The organism is Ancylobacter novellus DSM 506, assembly GCF_000092925.1.
In the GTDB taxonomy this organism is placed as follows: Bacteria; Pseudomonadota; Alphaproteobacteria; order Rhizobiales; family Xanthobacteraceae; genus Ancylobacter; species Ancylobacter novellus.
Genome location: NC_014217.1, coordinates 639724 through 664460, shown reverse-complemented (window position 1 = coordinate 664460; position 24737 = coordinate 639724). Strand labels below are relative to the sequence as shown.

At 67.7% G+C, this 24737-nt stretch carries 20 protein-coding genes; 8 read left to right on the top strand and 12 right to left on the bottom strand.

The features are described from left to right. Window positions 1-78 precede the first annotated feature (78 nt). The gene (locus SNOV_RS03155; RefSeq protein ID WP_013165463.1) at window positions 79-540 is read left to right on the top strand and encodes a DUF6790 family protein; all 462 of its coding nucleotides are present in this window, start codon (window positions 79-81) and stop codon (window positions 538-540) included. On the opposite strand, the gene SNOV_RS03150 is transcribed toward SNOV_RS03155, so the two are convergent. From SNOV_RS03150 to SNOV_RS03140, 3 genes are read right to left on the bottom strand one after another with little or no spacing between them, the layout of a single operon-like run. After that, window positions 537-1418: an alpha/beta hydrolase gene (locus SNOV_RS03150; RefSeq protein ID WP_013165462.1), complete on the bottom strand. Its 882-nt coding sequence runs from the start codon at window positions 1416-1418 to the stop codon at window positions 537-539. The genes SNOV_RS03155 and SNOV_RS03150 overlap by 4 nt on opposite strands. Before the next feature lie 60 nt (window positions 1419-1478). After that, a complete protein-coding gene (locus SNOV_RS24000; RefSeq protein WP_013165461.1) occupies window positions 1479-2501 on the bottom strand; it encodes a hypothetical protein in 1023 nt (340 codons plus the stop codon). 7 nt (window positions 2502-2508) lie between these two features. Further along, complete coding sequence (locus tag SNOV_RS03140; RefSeq protein ID WP_013165460.1) at window positions 2509-4194, bottom strand: electron transfer flavoprotein-ubiquinone oxidoreductase; 1686 nt, start codon at window positions 4192-4194, stop codon at window positions 2509-2511. Between the two features lie 101 nt (window positions 4195-4295). On the opposite strand from SNOV_RS03140, the gene SNOV_RS03135 reads away from it, so the two are divergent. From SNOV_RS03135 to SNOV_RS03120, 4 genes are all read left to right on the top strand, one after another. After that, complete coding sequence (locus tag SNOV_RS03135; RefSeq protein ID WP_013165459.1) at window positions 4296-5183, top strand: uracil-DNA glycosylase; 888 nt, start codon at window positions 4296-4298, stop codon at window positions 5181-5183. Window positions 5184-5498: 315 nt separating this feature from the next. Beyond that, on the top strand, window positions 5499-6908 hold the full coding sequence (locus SNOV_RS03130; protein ID WP_013165458.1) for a cytochrome ubiquinol oxidase subunit I: 1410 nt from the start codon (window positions 5499-5501) through the stop codon (window positions 6906-6908). 3 nt (window positions 6909-6911) lie between these two features. Continuing rightward, window positions 6912-7934 carry a cytochrome d ubiquinol oxidase subunit II gene (gene cydB, locus SNOV_RS03125; protein WP_013165457.1) on the top strand — a complete coding sequence of 341 codons (1023 nt, stop codon included), beginning with the start codon at window positions 6912-6914 and terminating at the stop codon, window positions 7932-7934. Window positions 7935-8058: 124 nt separating this feature from the next. Beyond that, window positions 8059-8502 (top strand): SRPBCC family protein, encoded by a 444-nt coding sequence (locus SNOV_RS03120; protein ID WP_013165456.1) that lies wholly within the window; start codon window positions 8059-8061, stop codon window positions 8500-8502. A gap of 3 nt (window positions 8503-8505) precedes the next feature. Here SNOV_RS03120 and SNOV_RS03115 read toward each other — a convergent pair whose 3' ends face one another. Beyond that, a complete protein-coding gene (locus SNOV_RS03115; protein WP_013165455.1) occupies window positions 8506-9171 on the bottom strand; it encodes a ribonuclease HII in 666 nt (221 codons plus the stop codon). Between the two features lie 153 nt (window positions 9172-9324). Here SNOV_RS03115 and SNOV_RS03110 point away from each other — a divergent pair, with 153 nt between their 5' ends. After that, window positions 9325-9948, top strand: a complete 624-nt coding sequence (locus tag SNOV_RS03110; protein ID WP_013165454.1) for a MarC family protein — start codon at window positions 9325-9327, stop codon at window positions 9946-9948. A gap of 6 nt (window positions 9949-9954) precedes the next feature. On the opposite strand, the gene SNOV_RS03105 is transcribed toward SNOV_RS03110, so the two are convergent. The 5 genes from SNOV_RS03105 to SNOV_RS03085 all read right to left on the bottom strand — a co-directional run bounded on the left by SNOV_RS03105 (window position 9955) and on the right by SNOV_RS03085 (window position 14884). Further along, window positions 9955-10836: a dienelactone hydrolase family protein gene (locus tag SNOV_RS03105; RefSeq protein WP_013165453.1), complete on the bottom strand. Its 882-nt coding sequence runs from the start codon at window positions 10834-10836 to the stop codon at window positions 9955-9957. Between the two features lie 718 nt (window positions 10837-11554). Next, window positions 11555-13192: a chaperonin GroEL gene (gene groL, locus SNOV_RS03100; RefSeq protein WP_013165452.1), complete on the bottom strand. Its 1638-nt coding sequence runs from the start codon at window positions 13190-13192 to the stop codon at window positions 11555-11557. 46 nt (window positions 13193-13238) lie between these two features. Beyond that, window positions 13239-13535 carry a co-chaperone GroES gene (gene groES, locus SNOV_RS03095; protein ID WP_013165451.1) on the bottom strand — a complete coding sequence of 99 codons (297 nt, stop codon included), beginning with the start codon at window positions 13533-13535 and terminating at the stop codon, window positions 13239-13241. Window positions 13536-13770: 235 nt separating this feature from the next. Beyond that, the gene (locus tag SNOV_RS03090; RefSeq protein ID WP_013165450.1) at window positions 13771-14280 is read right to left on the bottom strand and encodes a phasin; all 510 of its coding nucleotides are present in this window, start codon (window positions 14278-14280) and stop codon (window positions 13771-13773) included. Window positions 14281-14515: 235 nt separating this feature from the next. After that, complete coding sequence (locus SNOV_RS03085) at window positions 14516-14884, bottom strand: phasin family protein (RefSeq protein ID WP_013165449.1); 369 nt, start codon at window positions 14882-14884, stop codon at window positions 14516-14518. 330 nt (window positions 14885-15214) lie between these two features. On the opposite strand from SNOV_RS03085, the gene SNOV_RS03080 reads away from it, so the two are divergent. Both SNOV_RS03080 and SNOV_RS22505 read left to right on the top strand, forming a co-directional pair. Continuing rightward, complete coding sequence (locus SNOV_RS03080) at window positions 15215-17839, top strand: PAS domain-containing sensor histidine kinase (RefSeq protein ID WP_013165448.1); 2625 nt, start codon at window positions 15215-15217, stop codon at window positions 17837-17839. Between the two features lie 69 nt (window positions 17840-17908). After that, complete coding sequence (locus SNOV_RS22505; protein WP_013165447.1) at window positions 17909-19525, top strand: DUF6538 domain-containing protein; 1617 nt, start codon at window positions 17909-17911, stop codon at window positions 19523-19525. 159 nt (window positions 19526-19684) lie between these two features. On the opposite strand, the gene SNOV_RS03070 is transcribed toward SNOV_RS22505, so the two are convergent. The 3 genes from SNOV_RS03070 to SNOV_RS03060 all read right to left on the bottom strand — a co-directional run bounded on the left by SNOV_RS03070 (window position 19685) and on the right by SNOV_RS03060 (window position 24732). Then, entirely contained in the window at window positions 19685-20512 is an 828-nt protein-coding gene (locus SNOV_RS03070) for a ParB/RepB/Spo0J family partition protein (protein ID WP_013165446.1), read from the bottom strand. After that, window positions 20509-21168, bottom strand: a complete 660-nt coding sequence (locus SNOV_RS23705; protein WP_013165445.1) for a hypothetical protein — start codon at window positions 21166-21168, stop codon at window positions 20509-20511. The genes SNOV_RS03070 and SNOV_RS23705 overlap by 4 nt, the downstream gene beginning before the upstream one ends. 93 nt (window positions 21169-21261) lie before the next feature. After that, window positions 21262-24732, bottom strand: coding sequence for a class I SAM-dependent DNA methyltransferase (locus SNOV_RS03060; protein WP_013165444.1), 3471 nt, complete (start codon window positions 24730-24732; stop codon window positions 21262-21264). Window positions 24733-24737 lie beyond the last annotated feature (5 nt).

Below are 24737 nucleotides of genomic sequence, written 5' to 3'. Positions count from 1 at the left end.
CGGCGACAGCCTCGTTGACTTCGCCGGTTCTCGCTCGCCACTCTGGCGGCGGGAACGGGAGAAGGGGTACAGGCGGCGATGTATTACGCGATCATAGTGCTGACGATGGTGGTAGCACCGCTCATCAGCATCGGTGCCGAGCTCGCCACCACCACGGGCCTCGGCGGCTTCCTAGTCGTCACCACCAAATGGTTCGCCTTCTGGGCGGTGGGCGTGCGCCTCCTGCTCGCCGGCGTCTCGCAGATCCTGCGCCCCGGCTTCACCGCCAAGGGCATACTCGGCGTCGACGATCCGCGTTCCCATGTGCTGGTGCAGGAACTCGGCTTCGCCAACAGCGCGATCGGCCTCGCCGGCCTGCTGTCGATCGTCTTCTCGATCTGGGCGCTGCCGGTCGCCTTCATTGGCGGCCTGTTCCTCGGCCTTGCCGGTATCAACCACATGATGCGCCCGGAGCGGAACCTGCGTGAGACCGTGGCGATGATCTCGGACCTGTGGGGCGCGGCCATCCTGCTGGCGGTCTTCGTGCTCAGCCTGTTCTAGGGCGCGAGCCTCTCGCGCAGCCAGGCGGCGGCGCGGGCGCTGCCGGCCCGGCCATCGGCAAGCCGCGACCACAGCATCCAGGCGTGGATCATGCGCGGCCACACCTCCAGCATGACCGGCACCTCGGCCGCGCCGAGCGCACGGGCGATGCCTACCGCATCGTCGAGCAGCGTCTCGCTGGAGCCGACCTGCACCAATGTCGGCGGCAGGCCGGACAGGTCGGCGAAGAGCGGCGAGACGGCGGGATCGGCGGCATCGCGACCGGCAAGGAAGGCTTGCGCGAGGCCGACCAGATAGTCGCGGCTGATCAGCGGATCGACCTCGGCCTTGAGGTCGAGCGAGGCGCCGCTCATCGTCAGGTCGGTCCAAGGCGACACGAGCCATGCGGCGGCCGGCAGCGCCTCCCCCTGTTGACGTAAGGCGAGCAACGTGGCGAGCGTCAGGTTGCCGCCGGCGCTGTCGCCGCCGATGGCGATGGACTGCGGGGCATAGCCCTCACCGCGCAGGAACCGCCAGGACGCGAGTGCATCCTCCAGCGCGGCGGGATAGGGATGCTCCGGCGAAAGCCGGTAGGCGACGGCGAGGGTGCGGATGCCGGCGAGTTTGCCGATGGTGCCGACCATGCCGCGATGGCTGGCGATCGAGCCGGCGCAATAGCCGCCGCCATGGAAATAGAGCAGCACCTTCTGCCCGTCGCTACCCGGCGCCAGCGACCATTCCGCCGGAACGGTGCCGATGTCGAAGGGCGTGAAGGCGATGTCCGCCGGCGGCAGATCGACCGCGCAAATCTCGTCCATCCGCTCGCGCCGCTCCGCCCATGAGGTCGGGCGCGGCTTGGCAGTGAAGAGTTTCTTCAGTTCGTCGATGTCACTGGTCATGGCAAGCCCCCACGCGCAGCCTAAAGGCCCGCCCTGCGAGGGTCCATGCGGGAACGCCGCTTAGCGCGACCTGAACCCGACATATCCGCCCTCGCCGTCGTACAGCACGTCGAAGCCGTTCAGCAGGTGAAAGCTGGTGTTGACGAACACCCGGTCCGGCGTCACCCGCAGATGGATGGTGCTCGGGGCCAGCGGGGAGCCGTCGTCGACTGAGAAGCTGTAGAGCGGGAAGACGCTCGCGCCCTCGCCGACGCTGATCGCCACCTGCGTGCCGGGCGGCAGCGTCCCCTCCGCTCCCTGCGCCTGCGCGGCCGGCACGGTCATGAACATGACCGACACGCCGGTATCGACCAGCACCGTGCCGCAGGCCGGCGGTGCGGCGCCGTTCAGCGAGATGCAGGCCGGCGTCGGCTGCCAATCGGCACCGTCCGGCCGGCGCGCCAGCTTCAGATAGCGGAAGCCGCCGGTGTTGGCAGGGGTGAGCCCGACATGCACGCCTTCGGGCGAGAGGATATACCCCTGTCGGCGCGGTCCCTCGCCGCCGGTGATACGCAGCAGCGGGTTCTTATCCGGCGTGCTCTGGCTCTGCTTGTCCGCCTCGCGGGCGAAGCCGACGCCGACCATGGCGATGTTGTGCGGGCTCGTGGTCGGCGTGCAGTCGCGGGCATAGTCGAGGCACTGCACCTCGGTGACGGCGAGCACCGGCATGGGCCCGGTCTCGACCGACGCGCCCTCGCGGCCGACCAGCGCGACGGGGACCACCACCCACTGGCCGAGCATCACCCGGCCGGAGCTCGTATAGGTCAGCTTTGCCGGCCCCTGCGACGGGAGCTGGTCGAAGCCGGGGATGTATTCCGCCGCCACCACGATGCCGGTCGAGCCGGAATCGAGCTCCGCCCGCAGCGGCCCGCTGCTGTTGAGCGACAGCCCAATGCGCGGCACCGCACCGATGCTACCCGGCTCGGCATTGAGGTAGCGCAGGAACAGGCCCTCGCGGTAGCGCGAATAATCCGGCGCCTCCTGCGCCTGCGCAGCGCCGGCGAGACCGGCAAGCAGAGCCGCCGCGAACAGCCCCTTCAGCATCGGCGCCTCACATGTTCGGGTAGTTCGGCCCGCCGCCGCCCTCCGGCGCAACCCAGTTGATGTTCTGGTTCGGATCCTTGATGTCGCAGGTCTTGCAGTGCACGCAGTTCTGCGCGTTGATCACATAGCGCTCGCCCTGCCCCGCCTCCTCCACCCATTCATAGACGCCAGCCGGGCAGTAGCGCGCCGACGGCCCGGCATAGACGTCGTGCTCGGATGACTTCTGCAGCGCCGGGTCGGCGACCTCCAGATGCACCGGCTGGTCTTCCTCGTGATTGGTGTTCGACAGGAACACCGAGGAGAGCCGGTCGAAGGAGACGATGCCGTCGGGCTTGGGGTACTCGATCTTCTTCGCCTGCGCCGCCGGCGTCAGCGTGGCGTAGTCCGGCTTGCCGTGCTTGAGCGTGCCGAAGGGCGAGAAGCCGAACAGCGTGTTGGCCCACATGTCGATCCCGCCCAGCGTTATGCCCACATAGGTGCCGAGCTTCGACCAGAGCGGCTTGGCGTTGCGCACCTTCCACAGGTCGCGGCCGATGGCCGAACCGCGCCAGGCGGCATCGTAGCCTTCCAGCTCGTCGTGTGCCCGTCCCGCCGCCAGTGCGTGGGCGACGTCCTCGGCAGCGAGGATGCCGGAGAGCACCGCATTGTGGCTGCCCTTGATGCGCGGCAGGTTGATGAAGCCGGCCGCGCAGCCGATCAGCGCCCCGCCGGGGAAGGCGAGCTTCGGCACCGACTGGTAGCCGCCCTCGGTGATCGCCCGCGCGCCATAGGAGATGCGCTTGCCGCCCTCCAGCGTGTCGCGCACCAGAGGATGCGTCTTGAAGCGCTGGAACTCCTCGAAGGGCGAGAGGTAGGGATTGGTGTAGTTGAGGTGGACGACGAAGCCCACCATCACCTGCCGGTCTTCCATGTGATAGAGGAAGGAGCCGCCGCCGGTGGCGTTGTCGAGCGGCCAGCCGAAAGAATGCTGCACCAGCCCCGGCCGGTGCTTCTCGGCCGGTACGGTCCAGAGCTCCTTCAGCCCGATGCCGAATTTCTGCGGCTCGCGCCCTTGGTCGAGCCTGTAGCGGGCGATGAGCTGCTTGGAGAGCGAGCCACGCGCCCCTTCCGCGAACAGCGTGTACTTGGCGCGCAGCTCCATGCCGCGGGCGAAGCGGTCGGTGATCTCGCCGTCGCGGCCGATCCCCATGTCGCCGGTGGCGATACCGACCACCCGGGTCCCGTCCGCCTCGTCATAGAGCACTTCGGCCGCGGCGAAGCCGGGGTAGATCTCCACGCCCAACGCCTCGGCCTTTGCAGCCAGCCAGCGGCAGACATTGCCGAGCGAGCCGATATAGGCGCCGTGATTGTTCATCAGCGGCGGCATCAGCGCGTTGGGCAGCCGCAGCGCGCCGGCGGGGCCGAGGAGATAGAAGCGGTCGTCCGTCACCGGCGTCTTCAGCGGCGCGTCCGGCTCCTCGCGCCAGTCGGGGAAGAGCCGGTCGAGGCCGATGGGATCGATCACCGCGCCGGAGAGGATGTGCGCGCCGACCTCCGAGCCCTTCTCGACCACGACGACGGAGAGGTTCTCGTCGAGCTGCTTCAGGCGGATGGCCGCGGCGAGGCCCGCCGGCCCGGCGCCGACGATCACCACATCGAATTCCATCGCCTCGCGTTCGACGGTTTCAATTGCCGGCATTTCCGCCGCGTCCATGCCTGCCTCCGCCGACGCCACTGCTGATTGGACTTCTTCCACGCTTGCCGCGACCTGACAACCGTCCCTCCAACGGATAGGATGGATCACCGACCCGATGAATGCTGCTGATGGCTCCGACACTTAACGACCGCGACGTACTGGCCGACATCCTTGCCTTCCATGTCGAGGCGGGGGTCGACGTCGCGCTCGGCGAGCAGCCGGTGGACCGCTTCACTGAGAGCGCGGCCGAGCGCAGTGCCGCCGCCGGCCGCGTGGTCCTCGCGCCGTCGGCCGAATCAGCGCCGGCGCCACGGCCCGCTCCGCCGGTCCCGGCCGCTCATCGACCGGCGACGCCGGCGCTGGCCGGCGAGGCCCCACCGCCGCCCGACCTCGCCGCCGTCGAAGCGCGCGAGGCGGCCGCCAGCGCGCCGACGCTGGAGGCGCTGGAGGCGCTGCTGGAGAAGTTCGACGGCTGCCCGCTCAAGCACACCGCTACCCGCCTCGTCTTCGCCGACGGCAACCCGCAGGCGCGGCTGATGCTGGTCGGCGAGGCGCCGGGCCGCGATGAGGACATCGAGGGCAAGCCCTTCGTCGGCCGCTCCGGCAAGCTGCTCGACCGCATGCTCGCGGCCATCGGCATCGATCGCACCACGGCCTATATCGCCAATGTCGTGCCCTGGCGTCCGCCGGGCAACCGCACGCCGACGCCGCAGGAGACGGCCATCTGCCTGCCCTTCATCTGCCGGCAGATCGAACTCGCCAATCCCGATGTGCTGGTGTGCCTCGGCGGTCCCTCGGCGCAGACGCTGCTCGGCATACGCGACGGCATCACCAAGGCACGCGGGCGCTGGATGGACTACGACACCGGCTCGCGCGTCATTCCGGCCCTCGCCACCTTCCACCCGGCCTACCTCCTGCGCTCGCCGCTCGGCAAGCGCATGGCCTGGCGCGACATGCTGGCGATCGAGGCGCGGCTGGCGGGGCTGCCGGAGCGAGCGCCGGACTGACACTTCGTACCCCTGGACGACCTCATCCTGAGGTGCCCGGCGAACGCCGGGCCTCGAAGGATGCTTATCCATGTGCTCTCTCACGAGCATCCTTCGAGGCTCGCTCCGCTCGCACCTCAGGATGAGGGCGCGAAAGAAATCGGCAGCGGCGCCACGCGGCATCCTGCCGCCGCGACAGGTGGTACCCTGCCCCCGCGGCCTCTCCCGGTGGACACTGCGCCGGCAAATCGTTTTGAGTCATTCCATCGTGACGAAGGCGGGCGTAGTCTTGCGCGCGTCACCCACCGTCAACGGTGAATGACACAGGGGAGTGCGATGGAATTCGATCCCGTCCTGCTGGCGCGCATCCAGTTCGCCTTTACCGTCTCCTTCCACATCATCTTTCCGAGCTTCACCATCGGCCTGGCGGCCTATATCGCGACGCTCGAGGTGCTGTGGATCACCACCGGGCATGAGCGCTACCACCGCATCGCCCGCTTCTTCACCAAGATCTTCGCCGTGTCCTTCGCCATGGGCGTGGTGTCGGGGATCGTGCTGTCCTACCAGTTCGGCACCAACTGGAGCCGCTTCTCGCATGTGGTCGGCAATGTCGTCGGCCCGCTGATCGGCTACGAGGTGCTGACCGCCTTCTTCCTGGAGGCGACCTTCCTCGGCATCATGCTGTTCGGCTGGAACCGGGTGCCGCGCGGGCTGCACGTCTTCGCCTGCGTGATGGTGGCGGTCGGCACCACGCTCTCCGCCTTCTGGATCCTCTCGGCCAATAGCTGGATGCAGACGCCAGCCGGCTACGAGATGATCGACGGCGTCGCCCACCCGACCGACTGGCTAGCGGCGATCTTCAATCCGAGCTTCCCCTACCGGCTCGCCCATATGGTGACGGCCTGCTACCTCACCACTGCCTTCGTCGTGCTGGCGGTCGGCGCGCGCTACGTCCATGCCGGGCGCTACCCGGAGGATTCGCGCACCATGATGCGCATGGCCATCGGGCTCATCGCCATCATGGCGCCGATCCAGGCCTTCATCGGCGACCAGCACGGGCTCAACACGCTCGAGTACCAGCCGGCCAAGGTCGCCGCCATCGAGGCGCATTGGCAGAACGAGCCGGGCGCCGAAGGCGTGCCGCTGGTGCTGTTCGCCATCCCCAACGAGGCGGAGGAGCGCAACGACTACCAGATCGCCATCCCGCACCTCGGCAGCCTCATCCTCACCCATAGCTGGCGCGACACCTTCAAGGGGCTGAAGGAATTCGCCCCCGAGGACCGCCCGCCCGTCGCCATCCCCTTCTTCGCCTTCCGCGTCATGGTCGGGCTCGGCCTGCTGATGATCGCGATCGGCTGGATCGGCGCCTGGCTGCTCTGGCGGCGCCGGCTGTTCGAGACCGACTGGTTCGTCGGACCGCTGCAATATGTCTGGCCGATCGGTTTCGTCACCATCCTCTCGGGCTGGTTCGTCACCGAGGTCGGCCGCCAGCCCTGGCTCGCCACCGGCGTGCTGCGCACCCTGGACGCGGCCTCGCCCATCGAAGGCTGGCAGGTGGCGACGACGCTGGCGCTGTTCGTCGTCGTCTACGGCATCGTGTTCTCCGGCGGCATCTACTACATCAACCGCCTGATCGTGAGAGGCCCGCAGGGTCCCGCCGTGGAGCCGCCCGAAGGCCTGCCGAACCGCCCGCTCGCCTCCGCCCACGAGGCGACGCGCGCGGCGATCAACGCACCGGGGGAATGAGCCATGGTCTTCAGCCTCGGCATGGAATACTACCTGCCCGTCATCTGGGCGCTGCTGCTGGCGGTCGCGATCGCCATGTATGTGGTGCTGGACGGCTTCGATCTCGGCATCGGCATCCTGTTCCCCTTCGCCAAGAGCGATGCGGAGAAGGACCAGATGATGAGCTCGGTCGCCCCGTTCTGGGACGGCAACGAGACCTGGCTCGTGCTCGGCGGCGGCGGGCTCTTCGTCGCCTTCCCCCTCGCCTATTCCGTGGTCATGCCGGCGCTCTACCTGCCGGTGATCTTCATGCTGCTGGCACTGGTGTTCCGCGGAGTGGCCTTCGAGTTCCGCCACGTCGCCGACACCAGCCGCTTCCTATGGAACATCGCCTTCGCCGGCGGCTCGACGCTCGCCGCCTTCTTCCAGGGGATGCTGCTCGGCGGCTTCGTGCAGGGCATCAAGGTGGAGAACAACGCCTTCGCCGGCGGACCGCTCGATTGGGCGACGCCCTTCGCCTTCATGTGCGGGATGGGCGTCGTTGCCGGCTATGCGCTGATCGGCAGCGTGTGGCTGGTGATGAAGACCGAAGGCATCGCCGCGGCGCAGGCGCGCGCCCATGCACGGCTGCTGCTGCCGGTGGTGCTGATCTTCATGGGTATCGTCAGCCTGTGGACGCCGATCGCCTTCCCGCGAATCGCCGAGCGCTGGTTCACTACGCCGAACCTGTTCTATCTGGCGCCGGTGCCGATCCTCACCCTCGTGCTCGCCTATGCGGTGTGGCGCTGGCTGGAGAAGGGGCATGAGCACCTGCCCTTCTTCGGCGTGATCGGCCTGTTCCTGCTCGGCTATATCGGCATCGGGATCTCGATCTTCCCCTATCTCGTGCCGCCGACGCTGACCGTCTGGCAGACCGCCGCAGCGCCGGCGAGCCAGGTGTTCATGCTGATCGGCACCATCTTCATGCTGCCGATCATCCTCGGCTACATCGCCTTCGTGTACTGGCTGTTCCGCGGCAAGGTGCACCAGGGCGAGGGCTACCACTAGGCGGGGCCGCGGCGGAAAATTTGCGGTCCGCTGTCGGATCGGCGAAGCCTCGTTCGTCCTCGTGGCATGGGTCGGTAGACGCCGGCTCGGCGATCCCTACCATCAGCCACGAGGACGAACGAGCATGCCCGGCACCGTAAATCTGCACCGCGTTTTCGCCACCAGCCCGGAGAAGGTCTACCGCGCCTTCATCGAGGGGGACGCGCTCGCCAAATGGCTGCCGCCCAACGGCTTCACCTGCACCGTGCATCATCTCGATGCCAAGGTCGGCGGCACGTTCCGCATGTCGTTCCGCAACTTCACCACGGGCGACAGCCACGCCTTCGGCGGCGAATATGTCGAGCTCGTCCCCGGCGAGCGGGTGGTCTACACGGACAAGTTCGACGATCCCAACCTGCCCGGCGAGATGCGGGTGACCGTGGCCTTGAAGAAGGTCTCGGTCGGCACGGACGTGAAGATCGAGCAGGCCGGCATCCCCGACCTCATCCCGCCGGAGGCCTGCTATCTCGGCTGGCAGGAATCGCTGAAGAACCTCGCACGGCTCATCGAGCCGGAGATCAACCAGTAGCTTCTATTCCGCCGCCTCCGGCGCGGGCACTTCCAGCGCCAGAACGCCTTGCGCCAGCCGCTCGCGCACCGGCGCGAAGGAGGTGCGGTGGTGGCGGCAGGCGCCGAGCGCGGCCAGCGCCTGCTGGTGCTCGGGCGTCGAGTAGCCCATGTGGCGCTCGAAGCCGTAGCCGGGATGGGCGAGGCCGAGCGAGGCCATCAGCCGGTCCCGCGTCACCTTGGCGACGATGGAGGCGGCGGCGATGGAGGCCACCAGCCCGTCGCCGCCGATGATCGCCCGCACCGCGCAGCCTATCGGCGGCGGGTCATTGCCGTCGACCAGCACGAGGCGCGGCGTGCAGGGCAGCCCCGCCACCGCCTTGGCCTGCGCCCACAGCGTCGCCTGCCGGATATTGTGACCGTCGATGCGGGCCGGCGGGGCGAAGGCGAGCGACACCTCGGCGGTGGCGCAGATCACCTCGAACAGCGCCTCACGCTGCACCGCCGTCAACTTCTTGGAATCGTCCAGCCCCTTGGGCACGCGCTTGGGATCGAGCACCACGGCGCAGGCCACCACCGGCCCGGCCAGCGGGCCGCGGCCGACCTCGTCAACGCCGGCTACCGGTACGTCACCCGCCTTCCAGGCGGCGCGCTCCGTTGAAAAGTCCGGCTTCTGACGTTCGGCGGCCACGATCGGGGCTTCTCTATGCGACTCGGCACCGCCCGAGGACGGCGGCGGACCGCAAGATGCCGGCGCGGCGGCGGGGACGCAACCCGCTCCGTGCCCGGCCTGTGGGCAATTGGGCGGGCGTGTCGAGGCGGATGTTTCGAGGTCGGTCGAGCGATGAACTGGTCGGAACGCGTTCAAGAGTTCGTCACTCTCTGGGTCGTCATCGACCCGCTCGGCACCCTCCCCGTCTTCCTCGCCGTCACCACCGGCCTCGACGCCGCCGACCGCAGCCAGGCGGCGGTGCTGTCGATCATCGTCTCCTTCGGCGTGCTGACCTTCTTCTCGCTGGCCGGACACTGGCTGCTGAAGACGATGGAGATATCCATCGAGTCCTTCCAGATCGCCGGCGGCATCGTGCTGTTCCTGTTCGCGCTGACCATGATCAACGGCACCAGCCACGCCGACACGGTGGCACCGGCCGAGACCAATCCGGTCGAGATCGCCATCCATCCGCTCGCCATCCCCTCCATCGCCAGCCCAGGCGCGATGCTCGCCGCCGTGGTGCTGACCGACAATGCCCGGCACGACGTGCCGGACCTGATGATGACCATCGCCACCTTCGGCCTGGTGCTGCTGGCCACCCTCGCCATCATGCTGGCGGGGAGCCGGCTGGTGCATGTCATCGGCCGCGGCGGCACCTCGATCATCAGCCGGGTGATGGGCATGATCCTCGCGGCGCTGGCGGTGGACCTGGTGCTCAGCGCCACCGCGCAATGGCTGCATCTGCCGCCGATCTGAGGCCGATCACGTCTCCACCGGCGGCGGCGCACCGAGATGCTCGGCGAGGAAGGCACTGGTGCGGCTCCACGCCAGCTCCGCCGCCTTGGGGTCGTAGCGCGAGGGGCTCGTGTCGTTGTTGAAGGCGTGGTTAGCGCCGTCATAGACGTAGACCTGGTAGGTCTTGCCAGCCTGCTTCAGCGCCGCCTCATAGGCGGCGATGCCCTCGTTGATGCGGGTGTCGAGCCCGGCATAGTGCAGCAGCAGCGCCGCCTTGATGCGGTCGACCTTCTCCAGCGGCGGCTGCATGCCGTAATAGGCAACGCCGGCCTTGAGCTGCTCGCTCTCCTCGGCGAGCAGGTTCACCATGCCGCCGCCCCAGCAGAAGCCGACCGCCCCCACGGATCCGGTGGAAAGCGGATGCCTGGCGAGGAACGCCACCGCGTCGGCCGCGCGCGCCACCGTCGCCTGCCGGTCGAGCGCGCCGATCATGTCGCGGGCCTTGTCCTCGTCCTGCGGCGTGCCGCCGTCGGGCGAGAGGAGATCGACGCCATAGGCGAGGAATCCCTCCAGCGCGAGGCGGCGGGTGACGTCCTTGATGTGCGGGTTGAGGCCGCGGTTCTCATGGATCACCAGCACCGCCGGCCGCTTGGCGTCGACGCGCTTGGCGCGCACCAGATAGCCGTCCACCTCGCCGGCGCCGGAAGGATACCGGGCGCGCGACACGTCGATGCGCGCATCGTTTTCCTCGACCACGGCGGCGCGGGCATAGTCGTTGGCGAGCAGCGGCAGCAGCGCGCTCGCGGCCGCCGCCGAGCCGGCGATTGTCGCGAGCTTCTCCATGAAGTCCCGCCGGCCGATCTGGCCGTGGGTGAAACGGTCGTAGAGGTCGATGATGCGCTGATCCATGGACGTCCTCCCGATGTTCGCGCGCACGATGGACCTCGCGGACGGCAAGCGCACATCAGAAATGAGGGAGCGGCGGCCCGGTTCGGCCGCCGGGCGACGGCCGCCATGGCTCCAGCACGAAACGCCCCGCGCCGGAATCCGGCCGGGGATTTGAGGCAGTCCCCGCCCCCGAGAAGGGGCGTGCGGGGCGCCGGAGCGGACACTCCGGCGGTCGCCTGCACCGATTGTGAAAAGGTGGTGCAAGCCTTCATTCAACCAACCGACGCGCCGATCTCCGGCGCCCCGCACACGGTGTTTTCGGGCTTGCTCCATGCGGCCCCCGGAGGAACTACCGTTGCTATCCTCCGCTGGGGGGCTGCACGCGCCCCGGCGAACCGGTTTGCGCCAGCCGCGGTGACTCGCGGAAAGTGCGAGCCGGGAACGCACGGCTTGGGCCGCCGCCCGGACGAGGTGCGTTATCCCCGCCAGACGGCCACCGCCCCCCGTCCCGCGCGAGCCGGCCGCTCCGGTTGCGCCCCCTCATCGGGACGAGGTGGAGCAAGGATGGCAGAGGGAAGGGTCTTTGTCTAGGATTATATTCCTCTGGCCTATCGAGGTCGTCCCTTCCCCCTGCCGTCGGCTTCGCCTACGGCCGGGATGACGACTTAGCGGCGGCCGCCAAAAGAAAAGGGCGCGGCTCGCGCCACGCCCCTTCTTGTTCAGAAGCGGTTGGACTTCCTCAGAAGTCCATGCCGCCCATGCCGCCACCCGGCATGGCCGGGGCGGCCGCGGCGGGCTTCGGCAGGTCGGCGATCATCGCCTCGGTGGTGATGAGCAGGCCGGACACGGAGGCCGCGTCCTGCAGAGCGGTGCGCACCACCTTGGCCGGGTCGACGATGCCGGAGGCGATCATGTCGACGAACTGCTCGGACTGGGCGTTGAAGCCGAAGTTCTGGTCCTTCGACTCCAGCACCTTGCCGACCACGATCGAGCCCTCGACGCCCGAGTTCTCGGCGATCTGGCGGATCGGCGCCTCGAGCGCGCGCAGCACGATCTTGATGCCGGCGGCGATGTCCGGGTTCTCGGAGGTGAGCTTCTCGACCGCCTTCTTGGCGCGCAGCAGGGCGATGCCGCCGCCGGGGACGATGCCTTCTTCCACCGCGGCGCGGGTGGCGTTGAGCGCGTCGTCAACGCGGTCCTTCTTCTCCTTGACCTCGATCTCGGTCGCGCCGCCGACGCGGATCACCGCGACGCCGCCCGCCAGCTTGGCCAGACGCTCCTGCAGCTTCTCGCGGTCGTAGTCCGAGGTGGTCTCCTCGATCTGCTGCTTGATCTGGGCGACGCGGCCCTCGATGTCCTTCTTCTTGCCGACGCCGTCGACAAGGGTGGTCTTTTCCTTCTCGATGATCACCTTCTTGGCGCGGCCGAGCATGGCGAGATTGACGCTCTCCAGCTTGATGCCGAGCTCTTCCGAGATCACCTGGCCGCCGGTGAGGATGGCGATGTCCTCGAGCATGGCCTTGCGGCGGTCACCGAAGCCCGGCGCCTTCACGGCCGCGACCTTGAGGCCGCCGCGCAGCTTGTTGACGACGAGCGTGGCCAGGGCCTCGCCCTCGACGTCCTCGGCGACGATCAGCAGCGGCTTGCCCGACTGCACGATCTGCTCCAGCACCGGGAGGATCGGCTGCAGGCCCGACAGCTTCTTGTCGAAGATCAGCAGGAAGGGATCTTCCAGATCGACGATCATCTTCTCGGCGTTGGTGATGAAGTACGGCGAGAGATAGCCGCGGTCGAACTGCATGCCCTCGACGACCTCGAGCTCGGTCTCGGCGGTCTTGGCTTCCTCGACGGTGATCACGCCCTCATTGCCGACCTTCTGCATCGCGCCGGCGATCATCTGGCCGATCGAGGCGTCGCCATTGGCGGAGATGGTGCCGACCTGCGCGACTTCGTCGGTGTTCTTCACCTTCTTGGCGCGCTTGCTGATGTCCTTGATCGCCTCGACGACCGCGAGGTCGACGCCGCGCTTCAGGTCCATCGGGTTCATGCCGGCGGCAACCGCCTTGGCGCCTTCCTTGACGATGGCCTGGGCCAGCACGGTGGCGGTGGTGGTGCCGTCGCCGGCGAGGTCATTGGTCTTCGAGGCCACTTCGCGCACCATCTGGGCGCCCATGTTCTCGAACTTGTCCTCGAGCTCGATCTCCTTGGCGACGGTGACGCCGTCCTTGGTGATGCGGGGAGCGCCGAAGCTCTTCTCGATGACGACGTTGCGGCCCTTCGGACCGAGGGTCACCTTCACCGCGTTGGCGAGGATGTCGACGCCGCGCAGCATGCGCTCGCGGGCGTCACCGGCGAATTTTACTTCCTTGGCAGCCATGTGGCCTACTCCTGAATGGGGTTGCGTCGGGGGTGTTCAGCCGGCCTCAGCCGACGATGCCCATGACGTCGGATTCCTTCATGATCAGCAGGTCCTGACCGTCGATCTTCACTTCGGTGCCGGACCACTTGCCGAACAGCACCTTGTCGCCGGCCTTGACGTCGAGCGGGACCAGCTTGCCGGCCTCATCGCGGCCACCCGGGCCGACGGCGACGACTTCGCCCTGCGAGGGCTTTTCCTTGGCGCTGTCGGGAATGATGATGCCGCCCGCAGTCTTCTCCTCGGCATCCAGGCGCTTGACCACGATGCGATCATGCAGGGGGCGGAACTTCAGCTTGGCCATCGGTTGATCCTCGGTCTTCCTGTCTCGCGCCGGCATGGCGCTCATGGGCAGCGTTTGCTGGTATCACTGGCACTCATCCTGGGAGAGTGCCAAACCGCCGCGAGATAGGCAGGTCGCCGGGATCGAGTCAAGCACCGACAGGCTCCCGGCGGCGGCGACGGGCGGGAGCGCGGGCACGAAAAAACCCGGTCCGCGAGCGCGGACCGGGTCTTAGCGATTGTTCAAAAACCGGCGATCAGACCGACTTCTTGATGGTCTTCTCGACCGAGGCCTTGATCGGCTCGGCGGTGTCGGTCGCCACCTTCTGGGCGAGGGTGGAGAGCTCCTTGGCCTGCGCCGAGAGCACGTCGAACTGCTTGCGCATGTGGCCGGTCGAAAGCTCGACCGCCTCGGAGACGCTCTTGGCGCCGAACAGCGCGCCGACATAGTCGAACGCGGCGTTCACATTGGTGCGCAGCGACTCCAGCGCGACGGCGTTGTATTCGGCGACGCCCTTGGAGGCGGTCGAATAGGTGTCCTCGAGGAGATCGGTCGTCTCCTCGGCGCTCGTCTTCATCTTCTCATAGGCCTCACGCGCGCTCTGCACGCTCTTCTCGGCCATTTCGCGCATCACGGCGGGCACTTCCATGCTCGCGGGGATGTCGAACTTGGGAATGTCGAACTTCGGCATCGCCGCCTCGAAAGCCGAGGTGGCAGCCTTGGCGGCCTTCTTCGGCGAAGGCGGAACGGTGGTGGCCTCAACCATGCGTTTTCTCCTCGCATTCGCGGCTCGGGTTCAACAAGGCATGGCCGCGCTCCGCGCTCGCGCGACCCTGCGTTGACCGGCAGACGCGGCCCCCGGAAGCGTTCCGGTTCACCCTGCCTGATCTCTACGCTGTAATTGTGCACTGCAATATCATATTGCAATGCACAATCAACCCGGATGCGCAAATTTTTTCGCCGGCGCGGCACGAGGCCCGCTTCAGGCGCGCTTGGTCCGCTTATTTGTGCCCGCCGAAGCCGGCGCCGCCGGCATGCTCGCCGAGCGCCTTCGCCTGCTCGGTCAGCCGGGCGGCCTGTTCCTTCACGTAGTCGGCGTGCAGGCGCGTCCACTCCTCCACCGTCGACGCCTTGGCGAGACGGGTGGCGAAATCGAAGCCGGCGGCGATGTTGGCCTCGGTGAACTCCAGCGTGGTGCGGCCGAGGTCGCGGACATTCTCATGCGCCGCGTCGAGTTGGCGGCCGGCGTCGTCCAGCGCCTTGTGCGTCGCGCTCAGGAAGCCGTCGAACGCCGCGCGGGCCTGGTCCACGCCCTGCTCGGCGATGGTTCGCAGTTCCGGAGGGACTTCGAGCTTCGGATCGTCGGCCATGGCACAACTCCCTCCCGTTGACGGCATCGGATCTTAGGTTCCGCCAGCGGGCGATGCATCCGCACTGACGCCTAAATCGAAAGTAGAAGCTGCGCTGCGAAAGGCAATCGAATTTGCGCCTTTTTTCGCGCGCCCGGTTGCATCCGGTTAACCGGTATCGGTGGCATCCGATTAACCGGAAATGATGAAGCTGGAACGACGAGGGCCGCTCCTCATGGCATAGGGCGCCGGCCCGCACTATTGTTACGTTCCGGCGGCATGCCCCATCGGCAGGCCGTCCTGAATTCGCAAAGGGCTGGCGGTATTGCCGGCGGGGTCATTCTGGGGACGATGAACACACCCACGGACGGTTTCGGCAGCGCGGCGCTCGACGCCCTGCGCGCCCAGGCGGCAACCGTCCTCGCGGCGGCGGCGCCGGCCGTGCTGGTGCATGCCGACGGCACGCTGATCGCCGCCAACCCGGCCGGCCGCGCCGTGCTCGACCCGGCCATGGCCGCGGGGCTCGCCGCCCGCCTCGCGCCCGGGCTGCGCCCAAACCGTCCGCCGCGACTGGAGCGCGTGCGCCTCGCCGGGCGGCTGACGCCGGCGACCTTCGCCTGCACGCTCGTCGCCGCCGGCTCCGCGCGGGCGGTGCTGCTGGTCGGCCTCGACATCGCGCCCGTGGGCATGCCCGCCGAGGCTGCCCCTGCCGCCCCCTCGCCGGCCGAGGAGCCGCACGACGCCCCCACCCGCTTCACCTGGCGCACCGGCCTCGATGCCCGGATCGGCCATGTCGACCCGCGCCTCGCCTCTGCGCTCGGCCGTGTCCCGGAAGAGATCGCTGGCCTCGACTGGCAGGCGCTCGGCGCCCCCGGCGCCCATCGCGCCGCGCTGGAAGGGCTGAGCTTCTCCCGCCTGCCGGTGCTGCTGCCCACCGCGCGCGGCGACGCGCTCGACATCGAGCTCGGCGGCGCACCGATCCGCGGCGAGGGCATGCGCGGCTTCGGCCTGATCAAGGGCCGCCGCGCCTCGCCCGAGCGGCCGGTGCAGGCGCCCGCTCCCCGGCCCGCCGCACCACCTATCGTGCCGCCCGTCGCGCCTCCGATCCCGCCCCGCGCGGCCGAGCCGCCGCCTGCGCCCGCCGCGCCGACGGCCCCCGCGGCGGCCGAGCCGACGTCGCCGGTGCGCGTCACGCTCAGCCTCGTCCCCTCCGCGCCGAACGTCGTGCCGCTGCGCGGCAATGGCGAGAACGGCGTGCGCGCCTCCTGGGAAGGCCTGTCCAACGGCGAGCGCAACGCCTTCCGCGAGATCGCCCGCGCGCTCGGTGCCAAACTGGAAGGCGTCGACGACGACTTCCCCCCGCCGGCCGAGCCCGCTCCGGCCGAACCGGCGGCGGCGCCCGCCCCCACTGCGTCGGTCGCCATTCCGCCCGCCGCCGAGCTCCCGGCCGCAGTTCCGCCGCTCCCTCCCCGGCCCGAGCCGGAGGGCTTGCAGCGCGTGCTCAGCGACGGCGAGCGGCCCGTTCTCGACCGGCTGCCGCTCGCCATGCTTGCGTTCCGCGGCGACCACCTGCTCTACGCCAACCGCGCGCTGCTGGAATGGACCGGCCACGCCGACCTCGCCGCGCTGGAGGCCGCCGGCGGCCTCGCCACGCTGTTCGGCGCGCAGCGGGCCGGCGGTGACGAAGAAAGCCGCGCCCTGACCCTCCTCACCGCCACCGGCCACGGCATCACCGTCGAGGCGCGACTGATGTCCGCCCCCTGGGAGGGCGGCACGGCGATGCTCTATGTGCTGCACCGCCTCGACGCCGTGACCGACGAGCGGATCCGCCAGGCCGAGCTCGCCCTGCGCCAGGCGGAGAATGCCGAGCGCGAGTTGCGCGCCATCCTCGACACCGCCACCGACGGCGTGGTGCTGATCGACAAGGCCGGCACCATCCTCTCCATGAACCACCCGGCCGAGGCGCTGTTCGGCTTCAACGCCGGCGACGTACAGGGCGAGGCCATTACCCTGCTGCTGGCGCCCGAGAGCCACCGTGCAGCGATCGACTATCTCGACGGGCTCGCCTCAAACGGCGTCGCCAGCGTGCTGAACGACGGGCGCGAGGTGATCGGCCGCGTGCGCGAGGGCGGGCTGATCCCGCTGTTCATGACCATGGGCCGGATCGGCGACGACCCGACCAAGTTCTGCGCCGTGCTGCGCGACATCACCCAGTGGAAGAAGGCCGAGGAGGAGCTGACCGAGGCCAAGCACCTCGCCGAGCGCGCCAACCTCGCCAAGTCCGACTTCCTCGCCAAGATCAGCCACGAGATCCGCACCCCGCTCAACGCCATCATCGGCTTCTCGGAAGTCATGATGGAGGAGCGCTTCGGGGCGATCGAGAACCAGCGCTACCGCGACTATCTGCGCGACATCCACTCCTCCGGCGAGCACCTGATCTCGCTGATCAACGATCTTCTGGACCTCTCCAAGATCGAGGCCGGCAAGCTCGACCTCGCCTTCACCAGCGTGGCGCTCAACGAGATCGTGCAGCAGTGCATGGCGATCATGCAGCCGCAGGCGAACCGCGAGCGCATCGTGGTGCGCTCCTCGCTCGCCACCGACCTGCCGCCTGTGGTCGCGGATGCGCGCTCGATCCGCCAGATCGTGCTGAACCTCGTCTCCAACTCGGTGAAATTCACCCAGCCGGGCGGCCAGGTGATCCTGTCGACGACGCTGACCGAACAGGGCGAAGTGGTGCTGCGGGTGCGCGACACCGGCATCGGCATGTCGGAGGCGGACATCGCCATCGCCATGGAGCCGTTCCGCCAGATCGCCACTTCCGGCCGCGCCGGCTCGGGCGGCACCGGCCTCGGCCTGCCGCTGACCAAGGCGCTGGCGGAGGCCAACCGCGCCAGCTTCAACATCCGCAGCGCGGTGGATGTCGGCACCATCGTCGAGATCACCTTCCCCTCGACACGCGTGCTGGCGGAGTGATAGTTTCCAACAGGTTGTTGATCTAGAAGGAGTTTCGGCCGCCTCTTTGGTCCAGTGAGGCGACCCAATATGCGCATGGCCTACCCCTCTCCGAAGCTCAACCGGACGTCCGGACGCTGGCGTTTCCGGAAGGTCGTCCCCGAAGCTCTCCGTGCGCGCATCGGCAAGACGGAGATTGTGCGCTGGCTGGGCACTGACCGCGACGAGGCCCGCAGGCGGAACGCTGAACTACATGCCGAGTGGGAGGCGCGGTTCGCTGCGCTGGCGGACGGCATAACTGTTCTCTCGCGTAAGCAGGCTCTGGCGTTGGCTGGGCGGTGGTACCAGTGGTTCGTGGCACGCCATGACGATGATGCCAGCACCACACCCGAGGGCTGGCAGCTCTCCGTCGAAGCTCTTCAAGCGCTGGAGGCTACGGGCGGTCTGTTGGATGAACGTGACATCTCGCCTCTGGATGAGAGGCCGCGCGGGCCGAAGACGACCCAACGGGTGCATGCTTTCCTGCACGACCGGGGACACCTCGCTCAGTTCTTCTTGGACGAGGGCGTGACCCTCGCGCCGGCTTCACTCCCGCTGTTCATGGAGGCGATGGAGGACCAGTTCTATGCCGCTCACCAGCGGCTCATGCAGCTTGCGGAGGGCGACTACAGCGCCGATGAGCGCCCCGCGCGGTTCCCTGTGTGGGAGCGTACTGCGCCGGTCTCAAAGCCTTCTGGCGCCGCTGCTGCGTCAGGCGAGGCGCTGACGATTGCAGAGCTTTTCGAGCGGTGGAAGGCTGCGAACCCTGCCATCAAGCATGGCACGCTCAAAGTCTACGGCCCGCCCATCACCAAACTTGATGCCTTCATAGAAGGCAGGAGCGCGCGCGACATCACTGAAGACGATATCTGGCGGTGGGTGCAGCATTTGCAGGACATCGGCGGCATCGCGCCTAAGACAATTCGGGACAACTACCTCACGGCGCTCAAGTCGGTGCTGGGATGGGCTGCGTCATACCCCGGAGGCCGATTGTTGGCGGCTAATCCGGCCGCGAACGTCAAGCTGAAGGTTCCGAAGGCCGCCCGTGCGCGGCAACCGAATTTCCGCACGGACGAATCCAAGGCCATCCTTTCGGCCGCGCTGGCGGTTGCTGATGATCCGAAATACCCGGCACGTGCAGCAGCCCGCCGGTGGGTTCCGTGGCTTTGTGCCTACACGGGCGCCCGGGTACAGGAAATGACGCAACTTCGCGGCTGCGATATCCGCCAAGAAGACGGCGTGTGGGTGCTGGACATTGTTCCCGAAGCCGGCACGGTGAAGAGCGGCCAGAGCCGTCGCGCGTTCGTTCATGAGCACTTGGTGGAGCAGGGTTTCCCGGCCTTCGCCGCATCGAGAGGTCCCGGCCCGTTGTTCTATGACCCTACGCGCCGAAGGAAACCGGACGCGAAGGCGACGCAGGCCGAATTGGCGGCGAAGGACATCGGCTTGTGGGTACAGGAAACCGTAGGTCTGGACCCGCGCCTACAGCCAAACCACGCGTGGCGCCATACGTTGAAAACGCTTCTCCAACTTGCCCGTGTTGAGGAGTCTATCCGCGATGTTCTCGTTGGGCACACGGTCAAGGGGGTTGCCCGCACCTACGAGCATGCGAGCCCCACCGTGCTGGTGGCGGAACTGAACAAGGTGCCGCGCTACGAGACTGACTAGCGTCTGACGAGATGCCCGGCAGCGCCTCCAGAGCGCCGCAAGAACCCAAAAGTGGTCGGGTCTCGCTCCCGAGGCATTGAAATCAATGGCCCCGCAGCTCGTGGCAGTGCCCTAGAGGTGGTCAAATTGAACGGTATCGACCGAAAAGCATTGCCATTGCTAGAACGGACTTTCTCCTTCCGGCTCCTCCGGCTCCCAATGGGTTGAGGTGGCATCCTCCGCGCGGTGCTGCTCCTCCAGCGTCGTCAGCATGCTCCGCATCAGCCGCAGCATATCCTCCCGCGCCCAATAGTCCGGAGCGTCGCCGAAGGCCCTCTTGAGGTTCGCGAGGGCGTCGCGCGCTGCTTCAACCTCAACGTCGTAGCGCTTCGGGGCGGCGGGCGTCTGGCCTTCATTGGTCCATGGCTCCTCGACTCCGCCCATCTTGCGGAAGGTTGCGGGGAAATCCGCCTGCATCCAGTTCCGCACAGTGCCCTTGGACTTGCCGAGCCGCGCGCCGAGTTCGGCATAAGACATGAACTGTGCGCCGGCCTTCTGGCCGTCCTTGGTGTAGCCGGCCCTTGTGACGTGCCCGCCTGACCGGATGAATGTCCGGAACACCTCCCGCAACTCCGCGCTCTTGAGCTGGAGGCCGTGCTTCAGGTTCGCTTCGGCCGCCCGGCGCATCGCCTCCGGCTTCGACAGCACTGCCGCTTTGACCTCAACGGTGTCCTTGCCGGCCTCCATCGAGGCCTTATGGCGGTGGTGTCCGTCGATGATGACGGGGTAGAGGGCTTCCCCGCAGAAGGCCACAATGATCGGGGCGACCTCGGTGCCAGCCTTGTAGCAACTCGCCAGCCGACTGACGTTCCGTTCGTCCAGCTTCGCCCGAACCTGAAACACCGGGTTCCGCTCGATATCGTCCAGTTTGACCGTTAACGGCCCCACCTCCGCCCCCTTGGCCTCCACAGCCGCCTTGCGCAGGGCTTCCAAGCTCGTCACCGTCACGTCAAATCCTCCAGCGCGTTTCGGAAGGCGTCGCTCTTAGCGGCGGCCTCCTCCTGCTCGCGTCGTTCCAGTTCGGCCAAGCGCAGCCCCACCACACCCAGCGTCTCGACCAGCCATTGCGCGACGATGGCGGACACGGCGGGGGGAACGTCGCGATAGACGCGCTTCGTTCGGCCGCTCGCATGATCGAACCAGACGCCCGCATTGACCTCCGAGAGCCCCCGCACCCGGCGCACGAGCTGGGCATTAAAGGCGGCATCGGTGCGGAATTTGCGGGGGTCGGCGTCGCGCATCAGGTAGAGCGCCGCCACCGTTTCCACCACCGCCCGCGCCTCGATATCCACCAGCCGAAGCACCTCGCCGGCCGCCCGCAGCTCGAAGCGGTTCACCGCCCGGCCGCCCTGAAAGGCCGCGAGGATGCGCTGTGCGTGCTCCACGGTGGCGCGCCATCGCTCATCGCATTGCGACCAGAGCGGGCTCCCGGTGTTCTTGGCGATGCGGGCGCGCACGCGGTCGACATAGGGCGACAGCGCGGCCTTGGTGATGCCGAGCTGGGCAACGTCGCCGTGGCGGCGGACGCGGGACTTGTGGGTGGTGCAGTAATGCCCGAAGCGGGTCGCCTCAGCGCCGCATCCGGGGACGCGACAGAGTGCCATGCGAAACCCGAGAAATCTGCGTCCGTCCCCCGACAGACAGACGCGAATTAATTCACGCGGATGCGGTCCGCAACCCCATCACGCCGACGCGCCTCATGCCACGCGGCGGAACATGAAGCTGCGGCCGTCCGGGCTGCTGGCAAAGCCCATGCGGACCAGTGAGGCGAGGGTGGCCTGTATCTGCGGCTCGACACGCTTGCCCTGCCGGAAGCCCGCGGCGATGGCGGCGGCATCCACGGTGCCGGAGGCGTTGGCAAGCGCGGCCATGATGGCGGCGGTACGCTCCACCTCGTCCGCCGGGAATTGCGGCTTCTGCTCCCTAGCGGCGTCCACCACCAGTGCCATGCTGTCCTGCGTCTCTTCCGGCCGCACGGAGGTCGCGAGGCCGGCGCGGGCCTTCTGGTAGTCTGGCCGCAGCCAGCGGATCAGGCCCCGAGCCTCCTCCTTGGCGCGCTGCTTGTTGAGCGCCACGAGGCGGGCGATGATGTCCTCGTCGGAAAGGTTGTGCGGCCAGCCATAGGCATCCAACACCCGCGCGTCGAGCCGGTCGTGCAGCTCTTTCAGAACCAGCACCAATCCCTCGTCGCGGATGCGCTCGTCGTCCTCGTCGAGTGATGCGCCGACTCTCAGCTTCTCCAGCACATTGTACATCTGCGTGAGGGTCAGACGCGGATGCTCCACCTGCCGGGCCTTGCGGAAGGCGTCTAGTTCCTCAGCAACGGCGCGGATGTCGACTTTCAGTGGCTCGGAGGCGTCCGGGAAGGGGAAAGGGTCGAAGACCCGCGATTTGGAGTAACGCGGGTCATTGCCGATGCCGAGCCATCCACCGGCACGCAGAGCCCAAACGACGTGCGTCCGGGACGACAGAACGCCAAGAACAAACGCATCATCGCTGGCAATGCATACGAGCATATTGTCCGGAACGATATCCTCCGGCAGGAACTGGAAGACCCTGTGCTTCGATGTCTCAACCGTCGCAACGTAGCGGCGCAGCCCCCTCAGTGCTCCTCGCAGCTCCTGTCGCGGCTTTCCAAACACCCACCAGCGCTTAGCGTATTCGATTGCATCGGGCGTGTTCGACCGGAGGCATTGCTCATCTCGTGCGGCACGCACTGTCAACAAGCGCTGATATACCTCGGGGTAATCCCGACGCACCTCCTCTTCCTCCAACCCAAACAGGTCGATGACAAGGACGCCGCGCCCACGTGCTGCGAGGTCACGGCCATTCCGATACGGCCGCACAAATGCTTCTAGGCCCTCACGCTTGCCTAGACCCACAGCTTCGGCTTCGGCTGGGCTGATGATGAAGCCTGAACCGTGGAGCTTCATGCCGGGCGACGAAATGAAGTCGTTGGAGCGAAGGCCTGTCGCGCTTGTTACATCGGCGCCAACGGTCAGGTCAGGATTGATCTCGCCTCGGTAGTCCGCGTACTCGATTGTCGGTGCGTCGCCTTCCAGCCCCCCCTCGCGCACGACTTCGCTCAGCACGCCGTCGTGCTTGCCGGTCGACGCCACCGTCATGGCAATGCGCACCGCCGCCGCGTCGCGGGTGGCTTTGGTCCACGGGTGGTCCGGTATCGCCATCAGCAGCGAAATGGGCTTCTTCGCCTTCATCCGCGCCGCCATGACGCGGCGGGAAAACTCCTGCGTGATGGAATTGGTGGTGACGAACCCGAACCGCCGCAGCCGGGTTCCGCGACGGGTCAGCAAGTCGGCCGCGCGGTCCCACCAGTACATGACGAAATCGGCGCTCTCGTTCATGTGCGGGTGCGCCGCCCACAGCGCCTTGGCATAGCCATCGCCCAGCCGGCCGCGCACATCCTTCCCGCCGATGAAGGGCGGGTTGCCGACGATGTACTCCGCTTCCGGCCATGGCGGCAGGCGCGGGTTGCGGAAGGCGAGCACCGGCACGCGGCGCCCCTCCGCATCCATCTGCATCACCGGCCGGCTCGCCTCGTCCAGCGCCGGTTCGCTGCCGTCGTGCAGCAGCACCGCGTCCATCGCCTTGATGGTCTTGAAGTCGCGCAGAATAGGCTCGGTCGGCTGACCGCCCTGCGTGCGGAAAAACCATTGCAGGAAGCCGATCCACACCACCAGCTCGGCAATGGCGGCGGCGTGCGGGTTCAGCTCCATGCCGAGAAACTGGTGCGGGTCGATGGTGTGGCGGTCCAGACCTAGCGCTTCCTGCCCGCCAAGGTCAGCCACCGCTTCCAGCACCTCGCCTTCCAGCCGCTTCATCAGCTCCAGGGCGACATAGAGGAAGTTGCCGGTGCCGCAGGCGGGGTCCAGCACGCGCACGCCGCAAAGCTGCGCATGGAACTTCGTCACCTCCGCCAAAGCGGCTCCGGGATTGCCCTCGCTGCTCAGCCGCTCGGCGGTGGCGCGCACGAGGTCCCATTCCGCCCGCAGCGGTTCGATGACGGTAGCGACTACCAGCCGCTCGACATAGGCGCGCGGGGTGTAGTGCGCGCCGAGCTTACGCCGCTCCACCGGGTCTAATGCCTGCTCCAGCAGCGTGCCGAAGATGGCCGGTTCCACCTCGCGCCAGTTGGCCTTGGCGGCCTCGAACAGCTCGCCAATCTCCTCGCGCGGCAGCGGCAGCACCGTCCGATCCTTGAACAGGTAGCCGTTGAAGCGCTTCACCTTGGCCTCGATGGCGAAGGCGAAGGTGCCGGCGTCCATCGCTTCCCAGAGCTGCCCCACCAGCTCCGGCAGCAGTTCCGGGTTCGCCCGGCAGCGGTCCAGCACGCGCTTGAAGCTCTCCTTCGGAATAAGCTCCACGTCCTCCGCGAACATCGTAAACAGGCAGCGCATGAGGAAGGAGGCGATGGCCTCGCGCTTGTAGCGCGGTCTGCCGTCCGCCCCGCGCTGCTCCTCAAGGAACTTCGACACCTTGGCGAGGCGCTCGGCAATGTCGCGCGTGACCTTGGCGGCGCGCTTGGTCGGGTCGAGGCTGTGCGGGTCGGTCCAGACCTTTTTCAGCCGCTCCCGGACCTCTTCCGAGCGCAGGTCTTGGAGGAAGATGCGGAAGCCCTGCCGATCCGGAAACTGCGCATAGTTCTTCCCCTGCCCGGAGAAGTCCGCATACAGCTCGAAGCAGTTGCCGACATCGCAGACGATGAGGAAGGGCGGCCAGCCCTCGGCAGGCGGCAGCGCCTTGGCGTAGTCCTCCGCCTGACGGCGGGCGTTCATCATCAACACGTCCCAGCGGCGGCTCACGCGGCGCCCCTGCGGCGGCTCCTCAATTGGGAAGAGCGCCTGCTGCTGCTCCCCGCCCGCTGCGGCTTTCGGCCCCTCGCCCTGCCGGCTCTGCTTGGCCTCCAGCACGAAGCAGCCGCGCTTGTAGAGGTCGATGCGGCCTTTCGCGGTGGAGCCGTCCGGCTCGCGGAACGTCACAGCCCGCTCGAAGACATAGGCGTTCAGCTCGGTGGCGTGCGCAGCCGGCTCCGGCGACTCCACGCCTATCAAGCGGCAGAACTCTGTGAGGAACAGGGCGTAGTTGGCGCGCTCCTGCCCGCCGTCTCGGCCTGTCCAACGGGAAATGAAGCGCTCGACGTCGGTCATGCCGG

What these genes read in the sequence shown, in the direction of transcription:
- SNOV_RS03155 (WP_013165463.1), top strand. Translation starts at nt 79, where the DNA reads ATGTATTACGCGATCATAGTGCTGACGATGGTGGTAGCACCGCTCATC.
- SNOV_RS03150 (WP_013165462.1), bottom strand. Translation starts at nt 1,418, where the DNA reads ATGACCAGTGACATCGACGAACTGAAGAAACTCTTCACTGCCAAGCCG.
- SNOV_RS24000 (WP_013165461.1), bottom strand. Translation starts at nt 2,501, where the DNA reads ATGCTGAAGGGGCTGTTCGCGGCGGCTCTGCTTGCCGGTCTCGCCGGC.
- SNOV_RS03140 (WP_013165460.1), bottom strand. Translation starts at nt 4,194, where the DNA reads ATGGACGCGGCGGAAATGCCGGCAATTGAAACCGTCGAACGCGAGGCG.
- SNOV_RS03135 (WP_013165459.1), top strand. Translation starts at nt 4,296, where the DNA reads ATGCTGCTGATGGCTCCGACACTTAACGACCGCGACGTACTGGCCGAC.
- SNOV_RS03130 (WP_013165458.1), top strand. Translation starts at nt 5,499, where the DNA reads ATGGAATTCGATCCCGTCCTGCTGGCGCGCATCCAGTTCGCCTTTACC.
- cydB (WP_013165457.1), top strand. Translation starts at nt 6,912, where the DNA reads ATGGTCTTCAGCCTCGGCATGGAATACTACCTGCCCGTCATCTGGGCG.
- SNOV_RS03120 (WP_013165456.1), top strand. Translation starts at nt 8,059, where the DNA reads ATGCCCGGCACCGTAAATCTGCACCGCGTTTTCGCCACCAGCCCGGAG.
- SNOV_RS03110 (WP_013165454.1), top strand. Translation starts at nt 9,325, where the DNA reads ATGAACTGGTCGGAACGCGTTCAAGAGTTCGTCACTCTCTGGGTCGTC.
- SNOV_RS03105 (WP_013165453.1), bottom strand. Translation starts at nt 10,836, where the DNA reads ATGGATCAGCGCATCATCGACCTCTACGACCGTTTCACCCACGGCCAG.
- groL (WP_013165452.1), bottom strand. Translation starts at nt 13,192, where the DNA reads ATGGCTGCCAAGGAAGTAAAATTCGCCGGTGACGCCCGCGAGCGCATG.
- groES (WP_013165451.1), bottom strand. Translation starts at nt 13,535, where the DNA reads ATGGCCAAGCTGAAGTTCCGCCCCCTGCATGATCGCATCGTGGTCAAG.
- SNOV_RS03090 (WP_013165450.1), bottom strand. Translation starts at nt 14,280, where the DNA reads ATGGTTGAGGCCACCACCGTTCCGCCTTCGCCGAAGAAGGCCGCCAAG.
- SNOV_RS03085 (WP_013165449.1), bottom strand. Translation starts at nt 14,884, where the DNA reads ATGGCCGACGATCCGAAGCTCGAAGTCCCTCCGGAACTGCGAACCATC.
- SNOV_RS03080 (WP_013165448.1), top strand. Translation starts at nt 15,215, where the DNA reads ATGAACACACCCACGGACGGTTTCGGCAGCGCGGCGCTCGACGCCCTG.
- SNOV_RS22505 (WP_013165447.1), top strand. Translation starts at nt 17,909, where the DNA reads ATGCGCATGGCCTACCCCTCTCCGAAGCTCAACCGGACGTCCGGACGC.
- SNOV_RS23705 (WP_013165445.1), bottom strand. Translation starts at nt 21,168, where the DNA reads ATGGCACTCTGTCGCGTCCCCGGATGCGGCGCTGAGGCGACCCGCTTC.
- SNOV_RS03060 (WP_013165444.1), bottom strand. Translation starts at nt 24,732, where the DNA reads ATGACCGACGTCGAGCGCTTCATTTCCCGTTGGACAGGCCGAGACGGC.